General features: G+C 74.5%; 17 protein-coding genes. 8 read left to right on the plus strand and 9 right to left on the minus strand.

Annotation, left to right across the window (positions count from 1 at the left end; genetic code table 11):
• Positions 1-131: 131 nt before the first annotated feature.
• The 3 genes from ACFTWP_RS10705 to ACFTWP_RS10715 form a co-directional block, all read right to left on the minus strand.
• Positions 132-788 (minus strand): Pr6Pr family membrane protein, encoded by a 657-nt coding sequence (locus ACFTWP_RS10705; RefSeq protein WP_380264047.1) that lies wholly within the window; start codon positions 786-788, stop codon positions 132-134.
• Between the two features lie 164 nt (positions 789-952).
• Complete coding sequence (locus ACFTWP_RS10710) at positions 953-1,735, minus strand: response regulator (RefSeq protein WP_380264049.1); 783 nt, start codon at positions 1,733-1,735, stop codon at positions 953-955.
• 64 nt (positions 1,736-1,799) lie between these two features.
• Positions 1,800-3,086 carry a sensor histidine kinase gene (locus ACFTWP_RS10715; protein ID WP_380264051.1) on the minus strand — a complete coding sequence of 429 codons (1,287 nt, stop codon included), beginning with the start codon at positions 3,084-3,086 and terminating at the stop codon, positions 1,800-1,802.
• Positions 3,087-3,258: 172 nt separating this feature from the next.
• Here ACFTWP_RS10715 and ACFTWP_RS10720 point away from each other — a divergent pair, with 172 nt between their 5' ends.
• The 4 genes from ACFTWP_RS10720 to ACFTWP_RS10735 are packed head-to-tail and all read left to right on the plus strand — an operon-like array spanning position 3,259 to position 8,991.
• Complete coding sequence (locus ACFTWP_RS10720; protein WP_380264052.1) at positions 3,259-4,383, plus strand: CaiB/BaiF CoA transferase family protein; 1,125 nt, start codon at positions 3,259-3,261, stop codon at positions 4,381-4,383.
• Between the two features lie 39 nt (positions 4,384-4,422).
• On the plus strand, positions 4,423-5,565 hold the full coding sequence (locus ACFTWP_RS10725; RefSeq protein WP_380264053.1) for an acyl-CoA dehydrogenase family protein: 1,143 nt from the start codon (positions 4,423-4,425) through the stop codon (positions 5,563-5,565).
• A 23-nt stretch (positions 5,566-5,588) separates the two neighbouring features.
• Entirely contained in the window at positions 5,589-6,803 is a 1,215-nt protein-coding gene (locus ACFTWP_RS10730) for an acetyl-CoA C-acetyltransferase (protein ID WP_380264055.1), read from the plus strand.
• Positions 6,804-6,822: 19 nt separating this feature from the next.
• Positions 6,823-8,991, plus strand: coding sequence for a 3-hydroxyacyl-CoA dehydrogenase NAD-binding domain-containing protein (locus tag ACFTWP_RS10735; protein ID WP_380264056.1), 2,169 nt, complete (start codon positions 6,823-6,825; stop codon positions 8,989-8,991).
• An 81-nt stretch (positions 8,992-9,072) separates the two neighbouring features.
• Here the strand turns inward: ACFTWP_RS10735 and ACFTWP_RS10740 are convergent, their stop codons facing one another.
• Entirely contained in the window at positions 9,073-9,942 is an 870-nt protein-coding gene (locus tag ACFTWP_RS10740) for a MerR family transcriptional regulator (RefSeq protein ID WP_380264057.1), read from the minus strand.
• A 686-nt stretch (positions 9,943-10,628) separates the two neighbouring features.
• On the opposite strand from ACFTWP_RS10740, the gene ACFTWP_RS10745 reads away from it, so the two are divergent.
• The 3 genes from ACFTWP_RS10745 to ACFTWP_RS10755 all read left to right on the plus strand — a co-directional run bounded on the left by ACFTWP_RS10745 (position 10,629) and on the right by ACFTWP_RS10755 (position 13,799).
• On the plus strand, positions 10,629-11,396 hold the full coding sequence (locus ACFTWP_RS10745; RefSeq protein ID WP_380264059.1) for a hypothetical protein: 768 nt from the start codon (positions 10,629-10,631) through the stop codon (positions 11,394-11,396).
• A gap of 215 nt (positions 11,397-11,611) precedes the next feature.
• On the plus strand, positions 11,612-12,904 hold the full coding sequence (locus tag ACFTWP_RS10750) for a YhgE/Pip domain-containing protein (RefSeq protein WP_380264061.1): 1,293 nt from the start codon (positions 11,612-11,614) through the stop codon (positions 12,902-12,904).
• A gap of 121 nt (positions 12,905-13,025) precedes the next feature.
• Entirely contained in the window at positions 13,026-13,799 is a 774-nt protein-coding gene (locus ACFTWP_RS10755) for an aminotransferase class IV family protein (protein ID WP_380264063.1), read from the plus strand.
• Positions 13,800-13,836: 37 nt separating this feature from the next.
• Here the strand turns inward: ACFTWP_RS10755 and ACFTWP_RS10760 are convergent, their stop codons facing one another.
• The 5 genes from ACFTWP_RS10760 to ACFTWP_RS10780 all read right to left on the minus strand — a co-directional run bounded on the left by ACFTWP_RS10760 (position 13,837) and on the right by ACFTWP_RS10780 (position 18,353).
• Positions 13,837-14,598: a class I SAM-dependent methyltransferase gene (locus tag ACFTWP_RS10760; RefSeq protein ID WP_380264064.1), complete on the minus strand. Its 762-nt coding sequence runs from the start codon at positions 14,596-14,598 to the stop codon at positions 13,837-13,839.
• A 163-nt stretch (positions 14,599-14,761) separates the two neighbouring features.
• Complete coding sequence (locus ACFTWP_RS10765) at positions 14,762-16,030, minus strand: RNA polymerase sigma factor (RefSeq protein WP_380264066.1); 1,269 nt, start codon at positions 16,028-16,030, stop codon at positions 14,762-14,764.
• Between the two features lie 13 nt (positions 16,031-16,043).
• Positions 16,044-16,445, minus strand: coding sequence for a YciI family protein (locus tag ACFTWP_RS10770; RefSeq protein WP_380264068.1), 402 nt, complete (start codon positions 16,443-16,445; stop codon positions 16,044-16,046).
• Between the two features lie 171 nt (positions 16,446-16,616).
• On the minus strand, positions 16,617-17,036 hold the full coding sequence (locus ACFTWP_RS10775; RefSeq protein ID WP_380264070.1) for a YchJ family protein: 420 nt from the start codon (positions 17,034-17,036) through the stop codon (positions 16,617-16,619).
• A gap of 234 nt (positions 17,037-17,270) precedes the next feature.
• Positions 17,271-18,353, minus strand: coding sequence for an isopenicillin N synthase family dioxygenase (locus ACFTWP_RS10780; protein ID WP_380264072.1), 1,083 nt, complete (start codon positions 18,351-18,353; stop codon positions 17,271-17,273).
• A 528-nt stretch (positions 18,354-18,881) separates the two neighbouring features.
• Between ACFTWP_RS10780 and ACFTWP_RS10785 the strand changes: the two genes are divergently transcribed.
• On the plus strand, positions 18,882-19,424 hold the full coding sequence (locus ACFTWP_RS10785) for a carboxymuconolactone decarboxylase family protein (RefSeq protein WP_380264073.1): 543 nt from the start codon (positions 18,882-18,884) through the stop codon (positions 19,422-19,424).
• The last annotated feature ends 389 nt before the right edge of the window (positions 19,425-19,813 follow it).

Here is a 19,813-nt window from a genome sequence, read left to right on the forward strand (position 1 = left end):
GCCCCCCACAACCCGCCCCCCCCCCCCGCCCGGCCCCCCCCCCCCCCGGCCCCCGGGGGGCGCCCCCCCGCCGCGGGGGGGGGGGGGGGGGCCCCGCCCCCCCCCCCCCCCCGCCCCTCGGCGTCGCTCGCTCAGGCCTCGGCCGGGGCCGTCCGCCGCAGCCTGCCGGCCACCAGCGTGCCGAGCCGGTCCATGCCCACGACGGCCGCCGCGAGGACGACGAACTCGACCGTGAGCAGCACGATCTGGCCCCAGACGTAGCCGTAGCCCTTCACGGTCGGGTCGAAGAAGAAGTACGGGTACGGCGTCGGGTAGTTGGAGAACAGCGCCGAGCGGGCCAGCACGATCGCGGCGTAGCCGAGCGGGAAGGCCAGCCAGAGCGGGATGTCGCGCCAGTGCGAGGCGTTGCGCGGGCGCAGGGTCAGCCAGTCGATGATCACCATCACCGGCGTGACGTAGTGCAGGAAGAACGAGGACCAGTGCTGGAGCTTGTCCGGGCCGTCGAACAGGCCGGGCAGCGGGTTCGCGCCGTGCTCCAGCAGGATGTGCGAGACCAGCCCGGTGATCAGGATGTACAGGGTGACGGCCCCGCGCAGCCGGGGGGCGGGGGCGTCGGCGGTGCCGCGCTGCTTCATCCAGTAGACCGCGCCGGCGAAGTAGGCCAGGACGAAAACGTTGCTCTGGATGGTGAAGTAGACCAGCGAACCGGTGCCGAGGGTCAGGCCCGTGCCCGCCGATATCACGATGGCCAGGCGCCACCAGAGCGCGGGTCGGGTCCAGACGGTCATGCGGTCACCTGATCTTTTCGGGAGGTATCGGACGGTGGGTCGTCGCACTCTACTGGCTGGTAGGGCGGACGTGAAGGATCTTCTCAGGCAGCCGGACCGGCCGGTCACCCGCGGCGCCCGGGCACGGGGAGCCGTCGCCGACCGCCGGGCCGCCGTACCGGCGGTCAGCCGGGCTGCACGAAACCCGACTCGTAGGCGGCGATCACGGCCTGTGTACGGTCGCGCGCCCCGAGCTTGGCCAGCACGGCGCCGACGTGGGTCTTCACGGTCTCGGGGCTCACCACCAGCCGCCCGGCGATCTCCGCGTTGCTGAGCCCGGCCGCCATCAGCCGCAGCACCTCGCCCTCGCGTCCGGTGAGGCGTCCGACCGGGCCCCGGTCGGCGTCCGGTCGACGTCCACCGCCCTGTCGCCGGGCCAGCTCCCGGACGGCGGCGGGGAACAGCAGGGAGTCGCCGCGTGCGACCAACCGGACGGCCTGCACCATCTCCTCCGCCCGCGCCCGCTTGAGCAGGAACCCGGCGGCGCCGGCCCGGAGGGCGTCGTAGACGTGGTCGTCGTGTTCGAAGGTGGTGACCACCAGGATCTTCGGCGGCTCGTCCATGGTCGCCAGCAGCTGTTCGGTGGCCCGGATGCCGTCGACGCCGGGCATCCGGACGTCCATCAGCACCACGTCGGGCCGCAGCTCCCGGACCATCGGCACGGCCTCGGCACCGGAGGCGGCCTCGCCGATCACGGTGAGGTCGGGTTCGGCGTCGATCACCACCCGCAGGCCGGTCCGCACCAGGCGCTCGTCGTCCGCGACCAGTACCCGGATCGGCCGGTCCTGTTCCGGCCCCTCCTGTCCTCGCTCGTCCCCTGCCCGCCCGTCCGCTCCTCGCCGGTCCCGTTCCGGCCCGTCGTGCGCGGTCGGCCGCTCGATCGTCGTCATCCCGTTGACCCCCGTCATCCTGCTTCGTCCTGTCTTGCGCTGCCCTGCGCTGCCCGGCGTTGCCCGGCGTCGCCTTCCCGCGTCAGGTCCCGCGCGGCGGGAGCCCGGCCGGCCGCGGCTCCGGCGGGCCCGCCGGCAGCCACACCGCCAGCCGCCACCGCGTGCCGTCCGGCGTGGGTCCGGCCTCGCAGCCCCCGTGCAGGGCGGCGGTCCGCTCCCCGATGCCGCGCAGCCCGCGCCCCCCGCCCGGCCTGGAGGGACGCCCCGCCGCCAGCGGGCTGATCAGCTCCAGTTCCAGCCGTTCGCCGCGCAGGTCCACCCGCAGTCCGGCCGGCGCCGGTCCGGCGTGCCGCAGGACGTTGGTCAGGCCCTCCTGGACGATCCGGTAGGCCTCCCGCGAGAGTGCGGCCGGCAGTCGGGGCAGCTCCGGCGCGAGCGACGCCTCGACCCGTAGGCCGGTGCGCTCCAGCTGGCGCAGCAGGCCGTCCAGTGCCGCCAGCGTCGGCCCGGCCGGGGCGGGGGTCTCCTCCTCGCGCAACAGGCCGAGGACGGTGTCCAGTTCGGCCACCGCCTCGCGGGCGCTCCGCTCGATCGCCCGCAGGGCTTCGGCGGCGAAGTCCGGGTCCGTGGCCAGCACCCGGGCGGCGGCCGCGGCCTGCAGGCCCACCGCGCTCAGCGCGTGGCCCACCGAGTCGTGCAGTTCCCGGGCCAGCCGGTTGCGCTGGGCCAGTACGGCGGCCCGCTGTTCGGCGGCGGCGAGCCGCTCGTCCGGCGTCGGCCCGAGCAGGGCCGGTGCGCAGCGGGCGAGCAGGGCCCCGGCGCCGGCGTTGGTCGCCAGCAGCAGCAGGACGAGCGCCGCGGCCAGGGCCGCGGCGGGCACGGCGCCGGTGGGCAGCCCGTGCTCCCGCCACCAGGCGGGCACGTTGTGCAGGGTGCCGAAGTGCGACAGCAGCAGCGCCCCGGCCGCCGGCGGTACGGACAGCGACATCCCGCTCACCACCCCGCCGAGGAAGAGGTGCAGCACGTACCAGGCGGCGGTCCGCCGCCGTGCCGCCCACGATCCGGACGGTCCGGTGGACAGCTCGCCCGCGGCCCCCGCGCACAGGGCCCGGGCGGCCGCGCCCTCCAGGCCCCGGACGGCCGGGAGCAGGGCGGTCACGGCGGCCAGCGGCAGCGCGGTGGCGAAGGCGGCGAACTCCACGGCGACCCGGTGCAGCGGTGCGCCCCCCGGGCTGAGCGCGCTGAGGGCCACCTCGGACAGCAGCCAGTACGGCATCAGCAGGGCGCCGCCCAGCACCAGGTGCACCCAGCGCCGGCGCGCCCGCCTTCCGAGCAGCGCGCTGCCCGTCCCCCGAACCCCCGCGTTCACCGGACCGACTGTACGTCAGGTGGCGGGCCGCCCGCAGTGGCGGTCCGGGGAGCGCGGGAGGTGGCCGGCGGCCCCTCGGACGGGGTGCGCGCCGCCCTTGTTACCGGCGGGTCGCTTATCTATCATCGCCAGTGTTACAGCTTTACTGTCAAACCGATGAAGGGGACAGCAGGTGGACGGAGCGACCAACCCCGGCCCGCTGGCCGGCGTGCGCGTGGTGGAGCTCGCGGGCATCGGCCCGGGGCCGTTCGCCGCCATGCTGCTGGCCGACCTGGGGGCCGACGTGGTGCGCGTCGACCGGCCGGGCGACCTCCCGCTCAGCATCGAACCCGGGTACGACGTCACCAACCGCAACAAGCGCTCCGTCCTGGTCGACCTCAAGTCCCCCGAGGGCCCCGGCCAGGTCCTCGACCTGGTGGGACGCGCCCAGCTGCTGATCGAGGGCTACCGCCCGGGGGTGGCCGAGCGGCTCGGGGTCGGCCCCGAGGCCTGCCTGGCCCGCAACCCCGCCCTCGTCTACGGCCGGATGACCGGCTGGGGCCAGGACGGACCGCTCGCCGCCCGGGCCGGGCACGACATCGGCTACACGGCCGTCGCCGGCACCCTCGGCATGATCGGCGAACCCGACCGCCCCCCGGCGATCCCCGCCAACCTGCTCGGCGACTACGCCGGCGGCTCGCTGTACCTGGTCGTCGGCCTGCTGGCCGCCCTGCACCACGCCCGGGAGACCGGCGCCGGGCAGGTCGTGGACGCCGCCGTGGTGGACGGCGCCGCCCACCTCACCTCGATGCTCTGGGGGCTGCTCGCCGCCGGCCGCTGGCAGGACCGCCGCGGCGTCAACCTGCTCGACGGCGGCGCGCCCTGCTACGCCGTGTACGAGTCCTCGGACGGCGGCCACCTGGCGGTGGGCGCCCTGGAGCCCCGGTTCTACGCCGAGTTCACCGCCGTCCTCGGCCTCGGGCCGGACGCGCCGGGCCAGTTCGACGTCCCGCGCTGGCCGGAGCTGCGGGCCCGGATCGCCGCCCGCTTCGCCACCCGGACGCTCGCCGAGTGGACCGCCGCCTTCGAGGGCACCGACGCCTGTGTCGAGCCGGTGCTCACCATGCGCGGTGCGGCCGCGCACCCGCACCTGGTGGCGCGCGGCACCTACACCGAGCTGGACGGCGTCACCCAGCCCGCGCCCGCCCCGCGCTTCTCCGCCACCCCCGGCACGCTGCGCCGCCCGCCGGCGCGCCCGGGTGCCGACGCCGCCGAGGTCGCCCGCGACTGGGGCGTGCCCGCGCTCGCCCCCCGCTGACCGCCGCCACGGCTCCGACCGCCCCGAGAGGACACCGCAGTGCAGCGAGACATCTACACCGAGGAGCACGAGGCCTTCCGGGAGACCATCCGGGCCTTCCTCGCCAAGGAGGTGCTCCCGCACCACGACCGCTGGGAGCGGGCCGGCATCGTGGACCGCTCCGCCTGGACGGCCGCCGGCGCGCACGGCCTGCTCGGCCTCGCCGTCCCCGAGGAGTACGGCGGCGGGGGCAGTGCCGACTTCCGCCACAGCGCCGTCCTCGCCGAGGAGTTCACCCGGGCCGGTGCCTCCGGGCTGGCGCTCGGCCTGCACAACGACATCATCGGCCCGTACCTCACCTCGCTGGCGAACGAGGAGCAGAGGCGCCGTTGGCTGCCCGGATTCTGCAGCGGCGAGATCGTCACCGCCATCGCGATGACCGAACCCGGCACCGGCTCCGACCTCCAGGGGATCCGCACGCAGGCCGTCGACCAGGGGGACCACTACCTGCTCAACGGGTCCAAGACCTTCATCTCCAACGGGATCATCGCCGACCTCGTCGTGGTGGTCGCCCGCACCACCCCCGAGGGCGGGGCGCACGGTCTGAGCCTGCTGGTGGTCGAGCGCGGCATGCCGGGCTTCGAGCGCGGTCGCAACCTCGACAAGATCGGCCAGAAGGCCCAGGACACCGCCGAGTTGTTCTTCGACGACGTCCGGGTGCCGAAGGCCAACCTGCTGGGGGAGGAGAACGGCGCCTTCGTCTCGTTGATGCGCAACCTCGCCCAGGAGCGACTGGCCATCGCGGTGGCCGCGATCGCGGGCGCGGAGTACCTGGTCGAGATCACCACCGAGTACGTGAAGCAGCGCGAGGCCTTCGGCCGGCCGCTCGCCAAGCTCCAGCACGTCCGCTTCGAGATCGCCGAACTGGCCACCGAGTGCGCGGTCACCCGCGCCTTCGTCGACCGGTGCATCACCGAGCACAACCGCTACGCGCTCACCCCGGTGGACGCCTCGATGGCGAAGTGGTGGGCGACCGAACTGCAGAAGCGCACCGCCGACCGCTGCCTGCAACTCCACGGCGGCTACGGCTACATGGCGGAGTACCCGGTCGCCAAGGCGTTCACCGATGGCCGGATCCAGACCATCTACGGCGGCACCACCGAGATCATGAAAGAGATCATCGGCCGCTCCCTCCTCGGTTAGACCCTCCCGGAAAGGCACCCACCGTGACCACCGAAGCGTACGTCTACGACGCTGTCCGCACGCCGCGAGGCCGGGGCAAAGCGAACGGCTCGCTGCACGGCACCAAGCCGATCGACCTCGTGGTCGGCCTGATCCACGAACTCCAGGCCCGGTTCCCCGGGTTGGACCCGGCGGCGATCGACGACATCGTGCTCGGTGTGGTCAGCCCGATCGGTGACCAGGGCTCCGACATCGCCCGGATCGCCGCCATCGCGGCCGGCCTGCCGGACACCGTCGCGGGCGTCCAGGAGAACCGCTTCTGCGCCTCCGGCCTGGAGGCCGTCAACCTGGCCGCCGCCAAGGTCCGTTCGGGCTGGGAGGACCTCATCCTGGCCGGCGGCGTCGAGTCGATGTCCCGGGTGGCGATGGGCTCCGACGGCGGCGCCTGGGCGATGGACCCGATGACCAGCTACCAGACCGGCTTCGTGCCGCAGGGCATCGGCGCCGACCTGATCGCCACCATCGAGGGCCTGTCCCGCACCGACGTGGACGCCTTCGCCGCCGAGTCCCAGGCCCGCGCCGCCAAGGCGCAGGCGGACGGGTACTTCGACCGCTCGGTCGTCCCGGTCAAGGACGTCAACGGCCTGGTCGTGCTGGACCGCGACGAGTTCATCCGCCCCGGCACCACGGTGGAGACCCTGGCCGGCCTCAAGCCCTCCTTCGCCGGCATCGGCGAGGCCGGCGGCTTCGACGCCGTCGCCCTGCAGAAGTACCACTGGGTCGAGTCCATCGACCACGTCCACCACGCCGGCAACTCCTCCGGCATCGTGGACGGCGCGGCCCTGGTCGCGATCGGCTCGCGCGAGATCGGCGAGCGGTACGGGCTGCGCCCGCGGGCCCGGATCGTGTCCGCCGCGGTCTCCGGCTCCGAGCCGACGATCATGCTGACCGGCCCGGCCCCCGCCACCCGCAAGGCCCTCGCCAAGGCCGGCCTGACCGCCGCCGACATCGACCTGGTCGAGATCAACGAGGCCTTCGCCGCCGTGGCGCTCCGCTTCATCCGCGAACTCGGCTTCCGCCACGACCAGGTGAACGTGAACGGCGGCGCGATCGCCCTCGGGCACCCGCTGGGCGCGACCGGCGCGATGCTGATCGGCACCCTGATCGACGAGCTGGAGCGCCGCGACCTGCGCTACGGCCTGGCCACCCTCTGCGTCGGCGGCGGTATGGGCGTCGCCACCGTCATCGAGCGCATCTGAAACGGGAGACCTCCACCTCATGAGCAACACGACTGCCATCCGCTGGGAGCAGGGCCAGGACGGTGTGGTCACCCTCGTCCTCGACGACCCGGCCCAGTCCGCCAACACCATGAACGCCGGCTTCACCGACGCCCTGGAGGCTACGGTCGAGCGGCTGAAGGCCACCGAGGGCCTGCGCGGCGTGATCATCACGTCCGCCAAGAAGACCTTCTTCGCCGGCGGCGACCTGCGGCTGATCTCCGCGGCCACGCCGGAGAGCGCCGACCAGGTCTTCGCCAACTCGATGCGGATCAAGCGCGCCCTGCGCACCCTGGAGACCCTCGGCAAGCCGGTGGTCGCCGCGATCAACGGCGCGGCCCTCGGCGGCGGGCTGGAGATCGCGCTGGCCTGCCACCACCGGATCGCGCTGGACGCCCCCGGCAGCAAGATCGGCCTGCCCGAGGTCACCCTCGGACTGCTGCCCGGCGGCGGTGGCGTGGTGCGCACCGTGCGGATGATGGGCATCACCGACGCGCTGCTCAAGGTCCTGCTGCAGGGCCGGCAGTACCGCCCGGCGCAGGCCCTGGAGAACGGCCTGGTGCACGAACTGGCCGGCACCCGCGAGGAGATGCTGGAGAAGGCGCACGCCTTCGTGGCCGCCAACCCGGAGGCCGTCCAGCCCTGGGACGTCAAGGGCTACCGGATCCCCGGCGGCACCCCGAGCACCCCCGCGTTCGCGGCCAACCTGCCGGCCTTCCCGGCCAACCTGCGCAAGCAGCTGGCCGGCGCGGACTACCCGGCCCCGCGCAACATCCTGGCCGCCGCGGTCGAGGGTGCCCAGGTCGACGTCGACACCGCGATGGTGATCGAGGCCCGCTACTTCACCGAGCTGGCCTGCGGCCGGATCTCGAAGAACATGATCCAGGCCTTCTTCTTCGACATGCAGGCCGTCAACTCCGGTGCGGGCCGCCCCAAGGGCGTGCCGGCCCGCGAGGTCCGCAGGGTCGCGGTGCTCGGTGCGGGCATGATGGGCGCCGGCATCGCGTACTCCTGCGCCAGGGCCGGCATCGAGGTACTGCTCAAGGACGTCACCCCGGAGGCGGCCGAACGCGGGAAGGCGTACTCCGCCGGGCTGCTGGACAAGGCGGTGGCGCGCGGTCGCTCCACCGAGGCGCAGCGGGCCGAACTGCTGGCCCGGATCACCCCGACCGCCGACGCCGCCGACCTGGCGGGCTGTGACGCGGTGATCGAGGCGGTGTTCGAGAACCCGGAGCTCAAGCACAAGGTGTTCCAGGAGGTCCAGCAGGTCGTCGCGCCGGACGCGCTGCTCTGCTCCAACACCTCCACCCTGCCGATCGGCCTGCTCGCCGAGGGCGTGGAGCGCCGGGCGGACTTCGTCGGCCTGCACTTCTTCTCGCCGGTCGACAAGATGCCGCTGGTGGAGATCATCAGCGGTCCGGAGACCGGAGCCGAGGCACTGGCCCGCGCGTTCGACCTGGTCCGCCAGATCAACAAGACGCCGATCGTGGTCAACGACTCGCGGGGCTTCTTCACCTCGCGGGTGATCGGCCAGTTCATCAACGAGGGCGTCGCCATGGTGGGCGAGGGCGTCGACCCGGTCTCGGTCGAGCAGGCCGCGGCCCAGGCCGGCTACCCCGCCAAGGTGCTCTCGCTGCTGGACGAGCTCACCCTCACCCTGCCGCGCAAGATCCGGAACGAGGCCCGGCGGGCCGTCGAGGAGGCCGGCGGCACCTGGAGCGAGCACCCCGGCGACGCGGTGATGGACCGGATGCTGGACGAGTTCGACCGCCCCGGCCGCAGCGGCGGCGCCGGCTTCTACGAGTACCAGGACGGCCGGCGCACCCGCCTCTGGCCCGGCCTGCGCGAGCACTTCACCCGCGGCGCCGAGGCGCAGATCCCGTTCGAGGACATGAAGGAGCGGATGCTCTTCGCCGAGGCGCTGGACTCCGTCCGCTGCCTGGAGGAGAACGTGCTCACCTCGGTCGCGGACGCCAACGTCGGTTCGATCCTGGGCATCGGGTTCCCGGCCTGGACCGGCGGGGTGCTCCAGTACATCAACGGCTACGACGGCGGCCTGCCCGGATTCACCGCCCGGGCCCGCGAGTTGGCCGCCACGTACGGCGAGCGGTTCAACCCGCCGGCGATGCTGGAGCGGCTGGCCGCCGAGGGCGGCCGGTTCCAGGACTGACCGTACGGGCGCCGCACCCGGGGACGTTCCCGGGTGCGGCGCCCGCCGCCCGGCCGGGGCAGTGCGCCCGGCCCCCTCTGCTCAGCCCTCGCCCGACTCCGCGCGCAATCCCTCGCCCGACTCTGCGTCCAGTCCCTCGCCCAGCCCGTCGCCCAGCTCCTCGCGCAGCGAGCGCTGGAACGCCGTGACCAGTGCCTGCGCGATCATCGGCTGGATGTGGTCGGTGAGGCCCTTCATCCGCTCCAGCTCGGCCGGCGGCGGATCGCTCTCCCGGTAGGGCTTCCACACCGTCTCGCGGAACAGCCGGTGCAGCTCGTGCGCCGTCGCCCTGCTGTGCCGCAGCACCACCGCGCGGGCCGCGACCAGCGTCTCCAGCGGGATCGGCACGTCCAGCACCCGCACCCCGAGCGGGAGCAGGCCGGGGTCGACCCGGAACACGTCCGGCCGGGCCGTCCGCTCCAGCGCGCCCATGGCGGCGAGCCGGGCGATGTCGGTGTCCGACAGGGCCCGCCCGGCCCGCCGTTCCAACTGCGCCCGCCCGGTCTCCTCGGCGGCCTCCGGCGTCCAGGACGCGACCAGCGCGCGGTGGATCGCCAGGTCCAGCGAGCTGATGTCATCCGGCAGTTGGGCGAGGTAGCGCTCGATGGCGGCCAGTGTCAGGCCCTGGCGCTGCAACTCCTCGATCAGTTCCAGTCGGTCCAGGTGGGCGGCGCCGTACAGCCCGACCCGGCGCGGGCCCAGCTCCGGCGGCGGCAGCAGACCCTTGGTGCTGTAGAACCGCAGGGTCCGGACGGTGACCCCGGCCCGGGCGGCCAGCTCGTCGACCGTGAGCCGCAGCGGCGCGCCGGGGGAGGCGGTCGGGGCGGCCCCGCCCGGAGCGTCGGCCGGGCCGACCGCGGCGGGGCCGGCCGGGCCCGCCGAGAGGCCGGGCGTGGCGGGCGTAGCTGACATGGTGCGGCGCCTTTGCTGCTCGGGAACCAGGCGGAACCGTACGGAACACTCTCGCTGTGACAGTAGCAGTGTGACAGCGCCCGGAGAGGGCGCGTCCGCGCTCGGACGGCCCGTATCGCCAGGGGTTCCGGGAGGTGCGGGGAGGTGCCGAAGCGGGGGAGGCGGCCCCGCCGGGCCGACACCGTCACGGCTGCCGCCGCGGTCGGCACCGGGTTGTGGCCGGCAGCATTCGGGTCGTGGTCGCCATCCCCTCTACACCCTGCGCACACCGTTTGCAGACGTTTCGGTAAATGTTTCACATGGACCGGCAAACACTTCCACCGAACTCTTGATCGCTCCGGTGCCACCGGATGTGATGCCCGAGTCCTTCCGCCCGATCCCGGCTGGTGGCACCCCGAGCACCTCCTCCCCTCCCGCCGTCCCCGGCCCGGCCCCCGGCCCGTCCTCCGCCCGCCCTGGTCCGTCCCCGCCGCCCGGTTCGCCGTGCGGGCAGCGACACCCGTCGCTGCGAGCGGGCGTCCGGTGCGGGCGGACACGCGAGCACGCGGGCCGACGGCCGCACCGATGCCGGGTGCGGGCCGGGCCACGGGTGACGCCCGCCCGGGTCGGGCCGGCGGACACCGTCCCCCGGAACGCCCGGACGATCCGGTGCGTGCATCATTCGAACAGCAAGATCGGGCAACATCGTGCGCTTCACACCCACCGCCGCCGGAATCCTCGCCGCGGCGGTCCTCCCGCTGGCACTGACCTCCTGCTCCTCGGCGGCCCCGAAGGCCGCGGCCCCCGCCGCCACCGCCGCCGTTTCCACGCCCGCGGCCGCGCCGTCCACCACCCCGTCGGCGACCCCGGCCGCCGCCCCGGCCGCGGCCGACCCCAATGCCGGGCTGCTCACCGGCACCCAGCTCAAGGCCGTCCTGGCGCCCGCCTCCGCCTTCGCCGCCGGGTTCGCCCTGGACACCACCAGCGCCCGTGACACCGGCGACACGTACCAGCTCCCGGCCGTGACCGAGGTGCCCACGCCGGACTGCGTCAGGCTCGGCGGCACGTCCTGGACGGAGATCACCGGGATAGCCGGGGTCTCCTTCGCGGAGAACGCCTACATCGACAAGAACGCCTCCGCCGAGTCGGCCCAGGAGATCGACGTCTACCGCGACACCACCGCGAAGACCGTCATCGGCGCGCTCGGCAAGCTCTCGCTGGCCTGCCCGAGCTACACCGACGCCCAGACCAGCAGCAAGGTGACGGTGGCCGAGAAGCCGCTGCCCGGCGTCGGCGACGAGGCCTACGTGATCACCGAGACCAGCCCCGCCTGGAAGGGCGGCACCACCCTGGTCGCGGCCCGGGTGGGCACCGCCGTGGTGACGGTGCTGGCGAGCAGCGGAACCGGCGCCGCCACCGACACCGCCACCAAGCTCGCGGGCCAGATCGCGGCGGGGCTGAAGGGCAAGGCCTGATCCCACGGGTGGGCCTGGGCCGGCACACCGACCCGGGCCCACCCGGCGCCCCGGGGGGTCCCGGGTGCCGGGGCTCCCGCAGGGCCACCTGCGTAGCCCGCGCGTACCGCCGACCGGGTCCCCGGTCGGGGTGCGCGGGCGGGGCGCCGCGGTGGCGGGGCGGAGCGGGGCTACCGTGCTGCGGGGGCCGCCCGACCGACGCCCGCGGGAGAGCCATGACTTCGAACGAGCCCCAGGCCGGTGTGAGCGCCTGGCAGGTGCTGCGCAATCCCAAGGTGTGGGCGCTGCCGACGATCATCGTCGGAGCCGTGGCCCTGCTGCTGTCGCTCCTCTACATGGGCGGCATCGTGAACCCGCGGGCCGATCTGCACCGGCTGCCGATCGGCCTGGTCAACTCCGACCAGGGAGGCGAACTGGCCGGCAGCCCGGTGAACCTCGGCGAGCGGATCACCACCGGCATCCGCACGGCACCGGACCCGCAGCAGGAGGTCTCCTGGCGCCCGCTCACCCGGTCCGCCGCGATGGAGCAGCTGGCCTCGGGCAAGCTCTACGGCGTACTGGAGGCGCCCGCCGGTCTCACCGCGGCGGTCGCGGCGCTCGGCGCCTCGGCCCAACCGGACCCGGCGCGGCCGAGCATGCTCGTGCTCACCAACCCCGGCGTGGGCAGCCTGGCCTCCTCGCTGGCCTCCCAGATCTCCCAGCAGGCCGCCCACCAGGCCTCGCTGCAACTCGGTGCGACGCTGACCGCGCCGCCACCCGGTCAGCAGGGCGCCGGGGCGACCAACGCCGGACGGCTGCTGCTCGCGGACCCGCTGGCGGTGGTGGTGGAGGTCGGTCACCCGATCGGCGCGCACAGCGGACTGGGGCTGACGGCCTTCTACTACACGCTGCTGCTGGTGCTCTGCGGCTTCCTCGGGGCCAACATCATCAGCAACGGCGTCGACGTATCGCTCGGGTACGCGGCGAGCGAGTTGGGGCCCCTGCGCACCCAGCTGCCGCTGGTGCGGATCAGCCGGACCCAGACGCTGGCCGTCACCAGCGTGATGTCCGTCGGCCTGTCCGTCCTGACGTCCAGTCTGGTGATGCTGGCGACCGTGGTGATCCTGGACATGGACGCCTCGCACCTGCCGCTGCTCTGGGTGTTCTCGGTCTGCGCCAGCGCGGCGGTCGGGCTCGGGGTCCAGGCCCTGGTGGCGGCGTTCGGCAGCGTCGGCCAGCTGATCAGCATGTTCATCTTCATCGCCCTGTCGCTGCCGTCCTCCGGGGCCACCATCCCGCTGCAGGCGCTGCCGTCGTTCTACCGCGGGCTGGCCGTGTTCGAACCGATGCGCCAGCTCAGCGACGGGGTCCGGTCGATCCTGTACTTCGGGGCCCAGGCCGAGGCCGGGCTCGCCCGGGCCTGGGTGATGATCGCGATCGCCACGGTCGCCGCGCTCGCCTTCGGCTTCGGCATGACCACCTACTACGACCGTCGGGGCCTGCACCGGGTGCACCCGGAGACGAGCTGAGCCACCGGCGCACGCGCGAGCGTCGGACCGTCGGACCGGGCCCGGACCACCGGGGGACCACTCCTACGGGGCCGCGGGGCCACCGGCCGGGCCGCTGCCCGGCCGATGGCATGCTGGGCGCATGGCGGAACTGAACGGCGGCCCCGTCGGGGCGGACGAACTGCGGGCCCTCGCCCTGACCAACTACGGGCACTTCACCACGATGCGGGTGGAGGGCGGCCGGGTGCGCGGCCTGGCGCTGCACCTCGCCCGGCTGGCGCGCGACTGCCGGGCCGTCTTCGGCGCCGACCTGGACGCCGGGCGGGTCCGCGAGCTCGCCCGGCGGGCCGCACCCGCCTCCGGCACGGGGATCGTGCGGATCACCGTCTTCGACCCCGCCCTGGACATCGGACGGCTCGGCGCGGACGGCGAGCCGCAGGTGCTGGTCACGGCCCGGCCGGCCGGCGGGCTGCAGCTGCCGCCACTGCGGGTGAAGTCCGTGGAGTTCGTCCGGGACGCTCCGGAGATCAAGAGCGTCGGACTGTTCGGCGCGCTGCTCCAGCGCCGGGCGGCCCAGCTGGCCGGCTTCGACGACGCCCTGTTCACGGACGCGGCCGGGACGGTGTCCGAGGGCGGCACCTGGAACGTCGGGTTCGTCCGCGGTGGCGAGGTCGTCTGGCCGGACGCCCCCTGCCTGGCGGGAACCACGATGGAGCTGGTCCGGCAGGTGCACCCGGGCACCGACGAGAGCGTCCGGCTGACCGATCCGGCGGGCTTCGACGCGGCCTTCGCCACCAACGTCGCCATCGGGGTCAGGGCGATCCGCACCATCGACGGGCTGGAACTGCCGGGCGGCCACCCGGTGATCGAGCGCCTGCAGCGGGCGTACCTGGACATCCCGGGCGACCGGCTGTAGGCCCGGCTCGACGTCCGGCAGGACGGCGCGGGTCGCCTCAGCCCGGCTTGCGGGCCTCGATCAGGTACCGGGTCGAGTGGGCCACGAACGGCCCCTCGGCCTCGATCCGCGCGTGCAGCTCGCGCAGCCGGTCACGGTACCCCTCGACGGTGAATCCGGGGACCATCCAGATCACCTTGCGCAGGAAGTAGACCACCGCGCCGACGTCGCGGAACTCGACGCGCAGCGACTCGAAGCGCAGGTCGACCACCTCCAGCCCGGCGGCCGAGGCCTCCCGGCGGGCGTCGTCGGGGTGGCGGCCCCGGCGGACCTCCTCCGGCTGCGGCCCGAGGAAGTACTCGACGAGTTCGAAGACGCTGGCGGGGCCCACGTGCTGGGCCAGGTACGTGCCGCCGGGCCGGAGCACCCGGGCGATCTCCCGCCACCGGACGGTGACCGGGTGACGGCTGGTCACCAGGTCGAAGGCCTCGTCGGCGAACGGCAGCGGCGGCTCGTCCGTGTCCGCGACCACCACCGCGCCGAGCGGGTGCAGCAGGCGCGTCGCCCGGGCGACGTTCGGCGGCCAGGACTCCGTGGCGACCATCACCGGGGGCAGCTTCGGCACCCCGGCGAGCACCTCGCCGCCGCCGGTCTGGACGTCCAGCGCCGCGGTGACCCGGGCCAGCCGCTCGCCCATCGTCCGCTGGTACCCCCAGGAGGGGCGCTGTTCGTCGGCCCGGCCGTCCAGCCAGGAGAAGTCCCAGCCGTCCACCGGGACTGCCGCGGCCTCGGCCACCAGATCGTCGAAAGTACGTGACATATCCGCATCCTCCCGGCAAACCGCTGCGCCGGCCAAGGGAGTTTCCGTCCTGCCGGCTCCGTCTGTCCCGCCCGCCCCGCTCGCCCTGTCCGTCCCGCCCGCCCCGCCGGTCGCGAGAGGCCGTCAGCAGCGGGGCCCTCGGCCCCGGGCGCGTCGGGGCAGGTCAGCCCGCGGGCCCGCGGGTCGACGGCCTCGGACCGGCGGCGAGCCGGGCGGCGCGCAGCATCAGGTAGTGCCGCTCCGGCGTGCTGGCCGTCCGGTTGGCGGCCGTGCGGTAGTCCTCGGCGGCCCCGGGGAGGTCGCCGGCCAGCTCCAGCAGGTGCGCGCGGACCACGTGCAGGCGGTAGTGGCCCGCCAGCCGGCCGTCGGCCTCCAGGGCCGCCAGGATGCCGAGCCCGGCGGCGGGACCGTGCACCATCGAGGCGGCGACCGCCCGGTTGAGGGTGACCACCGGACTGGGCGAGGCGCTCTCCAGCACCTCGTACAGCGCGAGGATCTGCGGCCAGTCGGTCTCCGCGGCGGTCGGTGCCTCGTCGTGGACGGCCGCGATCGCCGCCTGCAGCTGGTAGGGCCCGACCCGGCCGCCGGGCAGCGCGGCCGTGATCAGCGCGACGCCCTCGGCGACCAGGGCGGCGTCCCAGCGGCCGCGGTCCTGCTCGGCCAGCGGGACCAGCTCGCCGTCCGGCCCGGTCCGGGCGGGGCTGCGGGCGTGGCTGAGCAGCATCAGCGCGAGCAGCCCGGTGACCTCGTCGTCTCCCGGGAGCAGCGCGTGCAGCGCCCGGGTCAGCCGGATCGCCTCGCGGGACAGCTCCACCCGTTGCAGGTCCTCGCCCGCGGTGCTGGTGTAGCCCTCGTTGAAGATCAGGTAGAGCACGTGCAGCACGGCGTCGAGCCGGGCGGCCCGGTCCCGCTCGTCCGGCATCCGGAACGGCAGGCCCGAGGACTTGATCCGCTGCTTGGCGCGGCTGATCCGCTGCCCCATCGTCGGCTCGGGGACCAGGAAGGCGCCGGCGATCTCGGCGGTGCTCAGACCGCCCACCGAGCGCAGCGTGAGGGCGACCGCGGAGGCCGGCGAGAGCGAGGGGTGGCAGCAGAGGAAGAGCAGGGTCAGGGTGTCGTCGCGCCCCGCCGCGTCCTCGTCGTCGGCGGCCGGCGCCGCCCACCGGTCGGCCGGCAGCTGCCGGGCGGAGAGCTCCTCGCGGCGCCGGCGCGCCTGCTCGTTGCGTACCCGGTCGGTCATCCGCCGGGCGGCGACCTGGATCAGCCAGCCGCGGGGGTTGTCGGGCACGCCCTCCTCCGGCCACTGGCCGGCGGCGGCGAGCAGCGCCTCCTGGACGGCGTCCTCGGCTGCGGCGAAGTCGCCGAAGCGGCGGGTGAGCACGCCGACGACCTGCGGCGCGAGCTCGCGCAGCAGGTCGTTGACGGGGTTCACGGGCCGGATCAGCTCACAGCTCCGTGGGCGGGACGGACATCACCTGGCGGACCTCGATCGGCATGTTCAGCGGCTCACCCTTCGGGCCGGGGGCCGCCGACACCTGGGCGGCGATCTCCAGCGCCCGCTCGGGCGTCTCGCAGTCCACGATCCACCAGCCGGCCAGGAACTCCTTGGTCTCCGCGAACGGGCCCTCGGTCACCAGCGGGGTGCCGTTCGCGTGCGAGCGGACGATCTTCGCCGTGTCCGGCATGGCCAGCCCCTGGGCGTCCACCAGCTCGCCCGACCCGACCAGCCCGCGGTTGGTGTCCTTCATGAACCCGATGTGCGCCCCGACCTCCTCCGGCGTCCACTGGTCGATCGGCGCGAAGTCGACGCTCTGCCCGCTGAACTGCATCAACAGCATGTACTTCATGGCCTGCTCCTCTGGTCGGCGCACCCGGTGGGGGTGCCTTCACGGACAGGTCGAAGCAGGCGCCGCGTCTTCGACATCCCCGACGGAACTTCGCGGAGGAAAATCTAGCGCCCGGGGGAGCGGAGCCGCGGCGGGCGCACCGCGGGCGGACCGGGACGGCCGCCGGGGGGGTCAGGCCTGCGGCGGCAGGGCGTCCAGGTACACCCAGGCGCCGTCGTGACGGACGAAGCGGCTGTGCTCGCGCAGCACGTCCGGACTGCCGCGGTCGGTGAAGTGGGCACTGAAGTCGACCGTGCCCTCGGAGTGGAACGGGCCGCCCTCGGTGCTGGAGTGGATCTCCAGCCGCTGCCAGCGCAGCCCCGGGTCGAAGTCCACCCGGGCCGGCCGGGTGTCCGGGTGCCATGACCGCAGCAGGTACGCCTCGTCCCGCACGACGAAGGCGCTGTACCGCGAGCGCATCAGCCGCTCGGCCGTGCCGGCGGCGTCCTCGCCCCGGTGCAGCCGGCCGCAGCACTCGCCGTAGGCGGCGGGCAGCCCGCAGGGGCAGGGGGAGGCGGCGGACAGGGCGAGCGGCGGCGTTCGGCGTGACATGGGGCCAGCCTAGGGGCCACGGACCATCCCGGGGACACCACAGCACCCCACGCCCCGGAGCCCACGCCCCACCCCGCCCGCAGAGACCCCCACCCCGAGTGGCGCGCCCCGAGCCGAAGGGGCGCGCCGGTGCCGAAAGGAAGAGAGCGAGGGAGCGACCGACGCAGGAGGGAGAGAGGGAGCGACGACCGTCGGCACCGGATCGAAGCGCCCCGGAGGCGAGCGGGCGCAATGTCAGAGGAGCCCGGCGTGGTGGCGGCGGGTCACCTCGGGGTGGGCCCGCAGGTAGCCCTTCAGCTCGTTGCGGCCGAAGTCGGCGAAGAGCGGGTTGCCCGGGTCCTGGGTGGCGCCCGGCGCGTGGTGGGCGAGCGGGAAGTCCAGCGGCTCGATGTGGGCGTCCAGGCGCGGGTTGTAGAAGAACGGGACGGAGAACCGCTCGCGGGCGCCGGGCGGGCTGACCACGCGGTGGTTGGTCGCCTTGAGGTACCCGTCGGTGGCGACCTCCAGCAGTTCGCCGAGGTTGACCACGAAGGCGCCCTCCATGGGCGGCACCTCCAGGAAGGACCCTTCCCCACCCTCCGGGCGGGGGGACCCCCCGTCGCGCTCCACCTGGAGGCCGGCGACCTGGTCCTGGAGCAGCAGGGTGATGAAGCCGTAGTCCTTGTGCGCGCCGACGCCCTGGCCGGCGCCGTCGGGGGCCGTCCCGGGGTAGCGGACCAGCTTGAGCCGCAGGTGGGGGTGGCCGGCGAAGGCGTAGTCGTAGAAGTCCGGCCGGGCGCCGATCGAGGCGAGCAGCTCGTGCAGCAGGCGCTCGGCCACGCCGCTGAGCCGGTCGATCCAGTGCAGGGCGGCGGTGCGCAGTTCGGGCAGCGCCTCGGGCCACTGGTTCGGGCCCTCCAGCCACCAGTACGGCGGCTCGCCCGGCGCCGGGACGTGCGGGGGCAGTTCCGCACCGATGTCGAGCTGGTCCCGCCAGTCCTGGCTGCCGCCGGTGCGCTCGTCCCCGGTGCGGGTGTAGCCACGGAAGTGCGGGGAGTTCAGGTTGCTCACGGACAGCCGGTCGGCCTCCGGCAGGGCGAAGAAGGCGTGCATCGCGTCGGTCAGCGCGGCCGTCTCCGCGGCGGTGACGCCGTGGCCGGTGAGCTGGAAGAAGCCGACCTCGGTGGCCGCGGCCCGGAGCTCGTCGTGCAGCCGGGCGCGGTCGGCGGGGCCGCCGGCGGCGAGGGAGAGGTCGATCACCGGGAGCCCGGCCTCGGGGGCGGTGGCGCGGGGTGTGCCGGTGGTGGAGGAGGGAACCTGCTGCGTCATGGGTGACATCCGCTTGGTCTCGTCCCGGCCGGGCCCGGTGGTGACCGGGGACGCCGAAGCCGCGCCGGGTAGGGCGGGTGCCACGGGGCCGGGAGGGGGGTGCGCGCCCCGTGGGGCCGCGCGATGAGGGTCTGGGAGGATCAGCCGGAGCGTCGACAGGACATGCTCGTGACGCGGAGCAGGTCCACGTGGCGACGGCTGACGAGTATGAGCACGTCGTCCAGCCTAGATGACCAAGGTGGCGGCGGGCGAGCCCCCTGCTGTGGGGTGTGCCACGCCGGGGGACGGGCGGGCCCCGCGGGGGGTCGCACCATCGCACCCTCCTCCCCGTACCGGGCGGATTGTCATGAACAGGCTCGGCGAGGTCGGACGGTACGTCAAGAACCCCCGCGCGCGACCGGCGGCGCCCCGGGCCGAGGAGGGCAACTCGGAAGAGGTCAACCCGGAAGAGGGCAACCTGGGAGTAGGCGCGCCGTCGGGGACCGGCCGACCATGGGTCCTCCGTCCCGTCCGGCCCGATCCGTGGAGAACACCGCCATGCCGCACATCACGATCACCAACGATCTCCCGGGTATCAGCGGCCTCATGGTCCAGCGCCCCGACACCGCGGCCCCGCTGAACCAGCTCGCCGAGACCCTGCTCCGCGGCCCGCTCTCGCTGAGCCGCGGCGAGCGCGAACTGATCGCCGCCTACACCTCCGAACTCAACGAGACCCCGTTCTGCTCGGGATCGCACAGCGCCTTCGCGGCGGCCCAGCTCGAAGGCGGCCAGGAGCTGGTCAAGGCCGTCCTGCACGGGCTCGACGACGCGCCCGTCACCCCGCGGCTGCGGGCCCTGCTGCGGATCGCCGGCGCCGTCCGCGGCCCGGTCGCGGCACTGCCGCCGGAGCTGGTGGCCGAGGCCCGGGCCGCCGGCGCCGACGACGACCACATCCACGACACCGTGCTGATCGCGGCGGCGTTCTGCCTGTACAACCGGTACGTCAGCTGCCTCGACACCGAGCTCCCGACCGACCCGGGCTACTACGAGGAGGGGGCGGAGCGGATCGTCAGCCGCGGCTACGCCCCGGCGGCCCACTGACCACCCGGCACCCGGGCGCATCGGCCCGAGCGCCGGACCGCGCCGAGCCCGGACTGCTCTGAGCGCCGACCGCGCTGAGCCCGGACCGCACTGAGCGCCGACCGCACTGAGCCCGGACCGCACTGAGCGCCGACCGTACGACGGTCGGCGCTCAGTGCGGTTTTCCGCCCGCGGGCCGTGCGGGAACGGGCAGCCCCGGGCGCCGTGCCCGGCTCGAAGGCCCCGAGCCCGGAGAGCCGGTGCCCGTCGGGGTAACCGCGCACCTGGCTCCCTCCCGCCCGAGGTGCGGATCGCGCCTGGGCGGCAGCAGCCGGACGAGGCGCCCGCGCAGCCGCATCCCGCCCCCGGACGGCGGCGCGCAGCCCGGCCGGCGGCGCGGGGTGGCCGAA

Source organism: Kitasatospora sp. NPDC057015 (assembly GCF_042673745.1).
Classification (GTDB): Bacteria; Actinomycetota; Actinomycetes; order Streptomycetales; family Streptomycetaceae; genus Kitasatospora.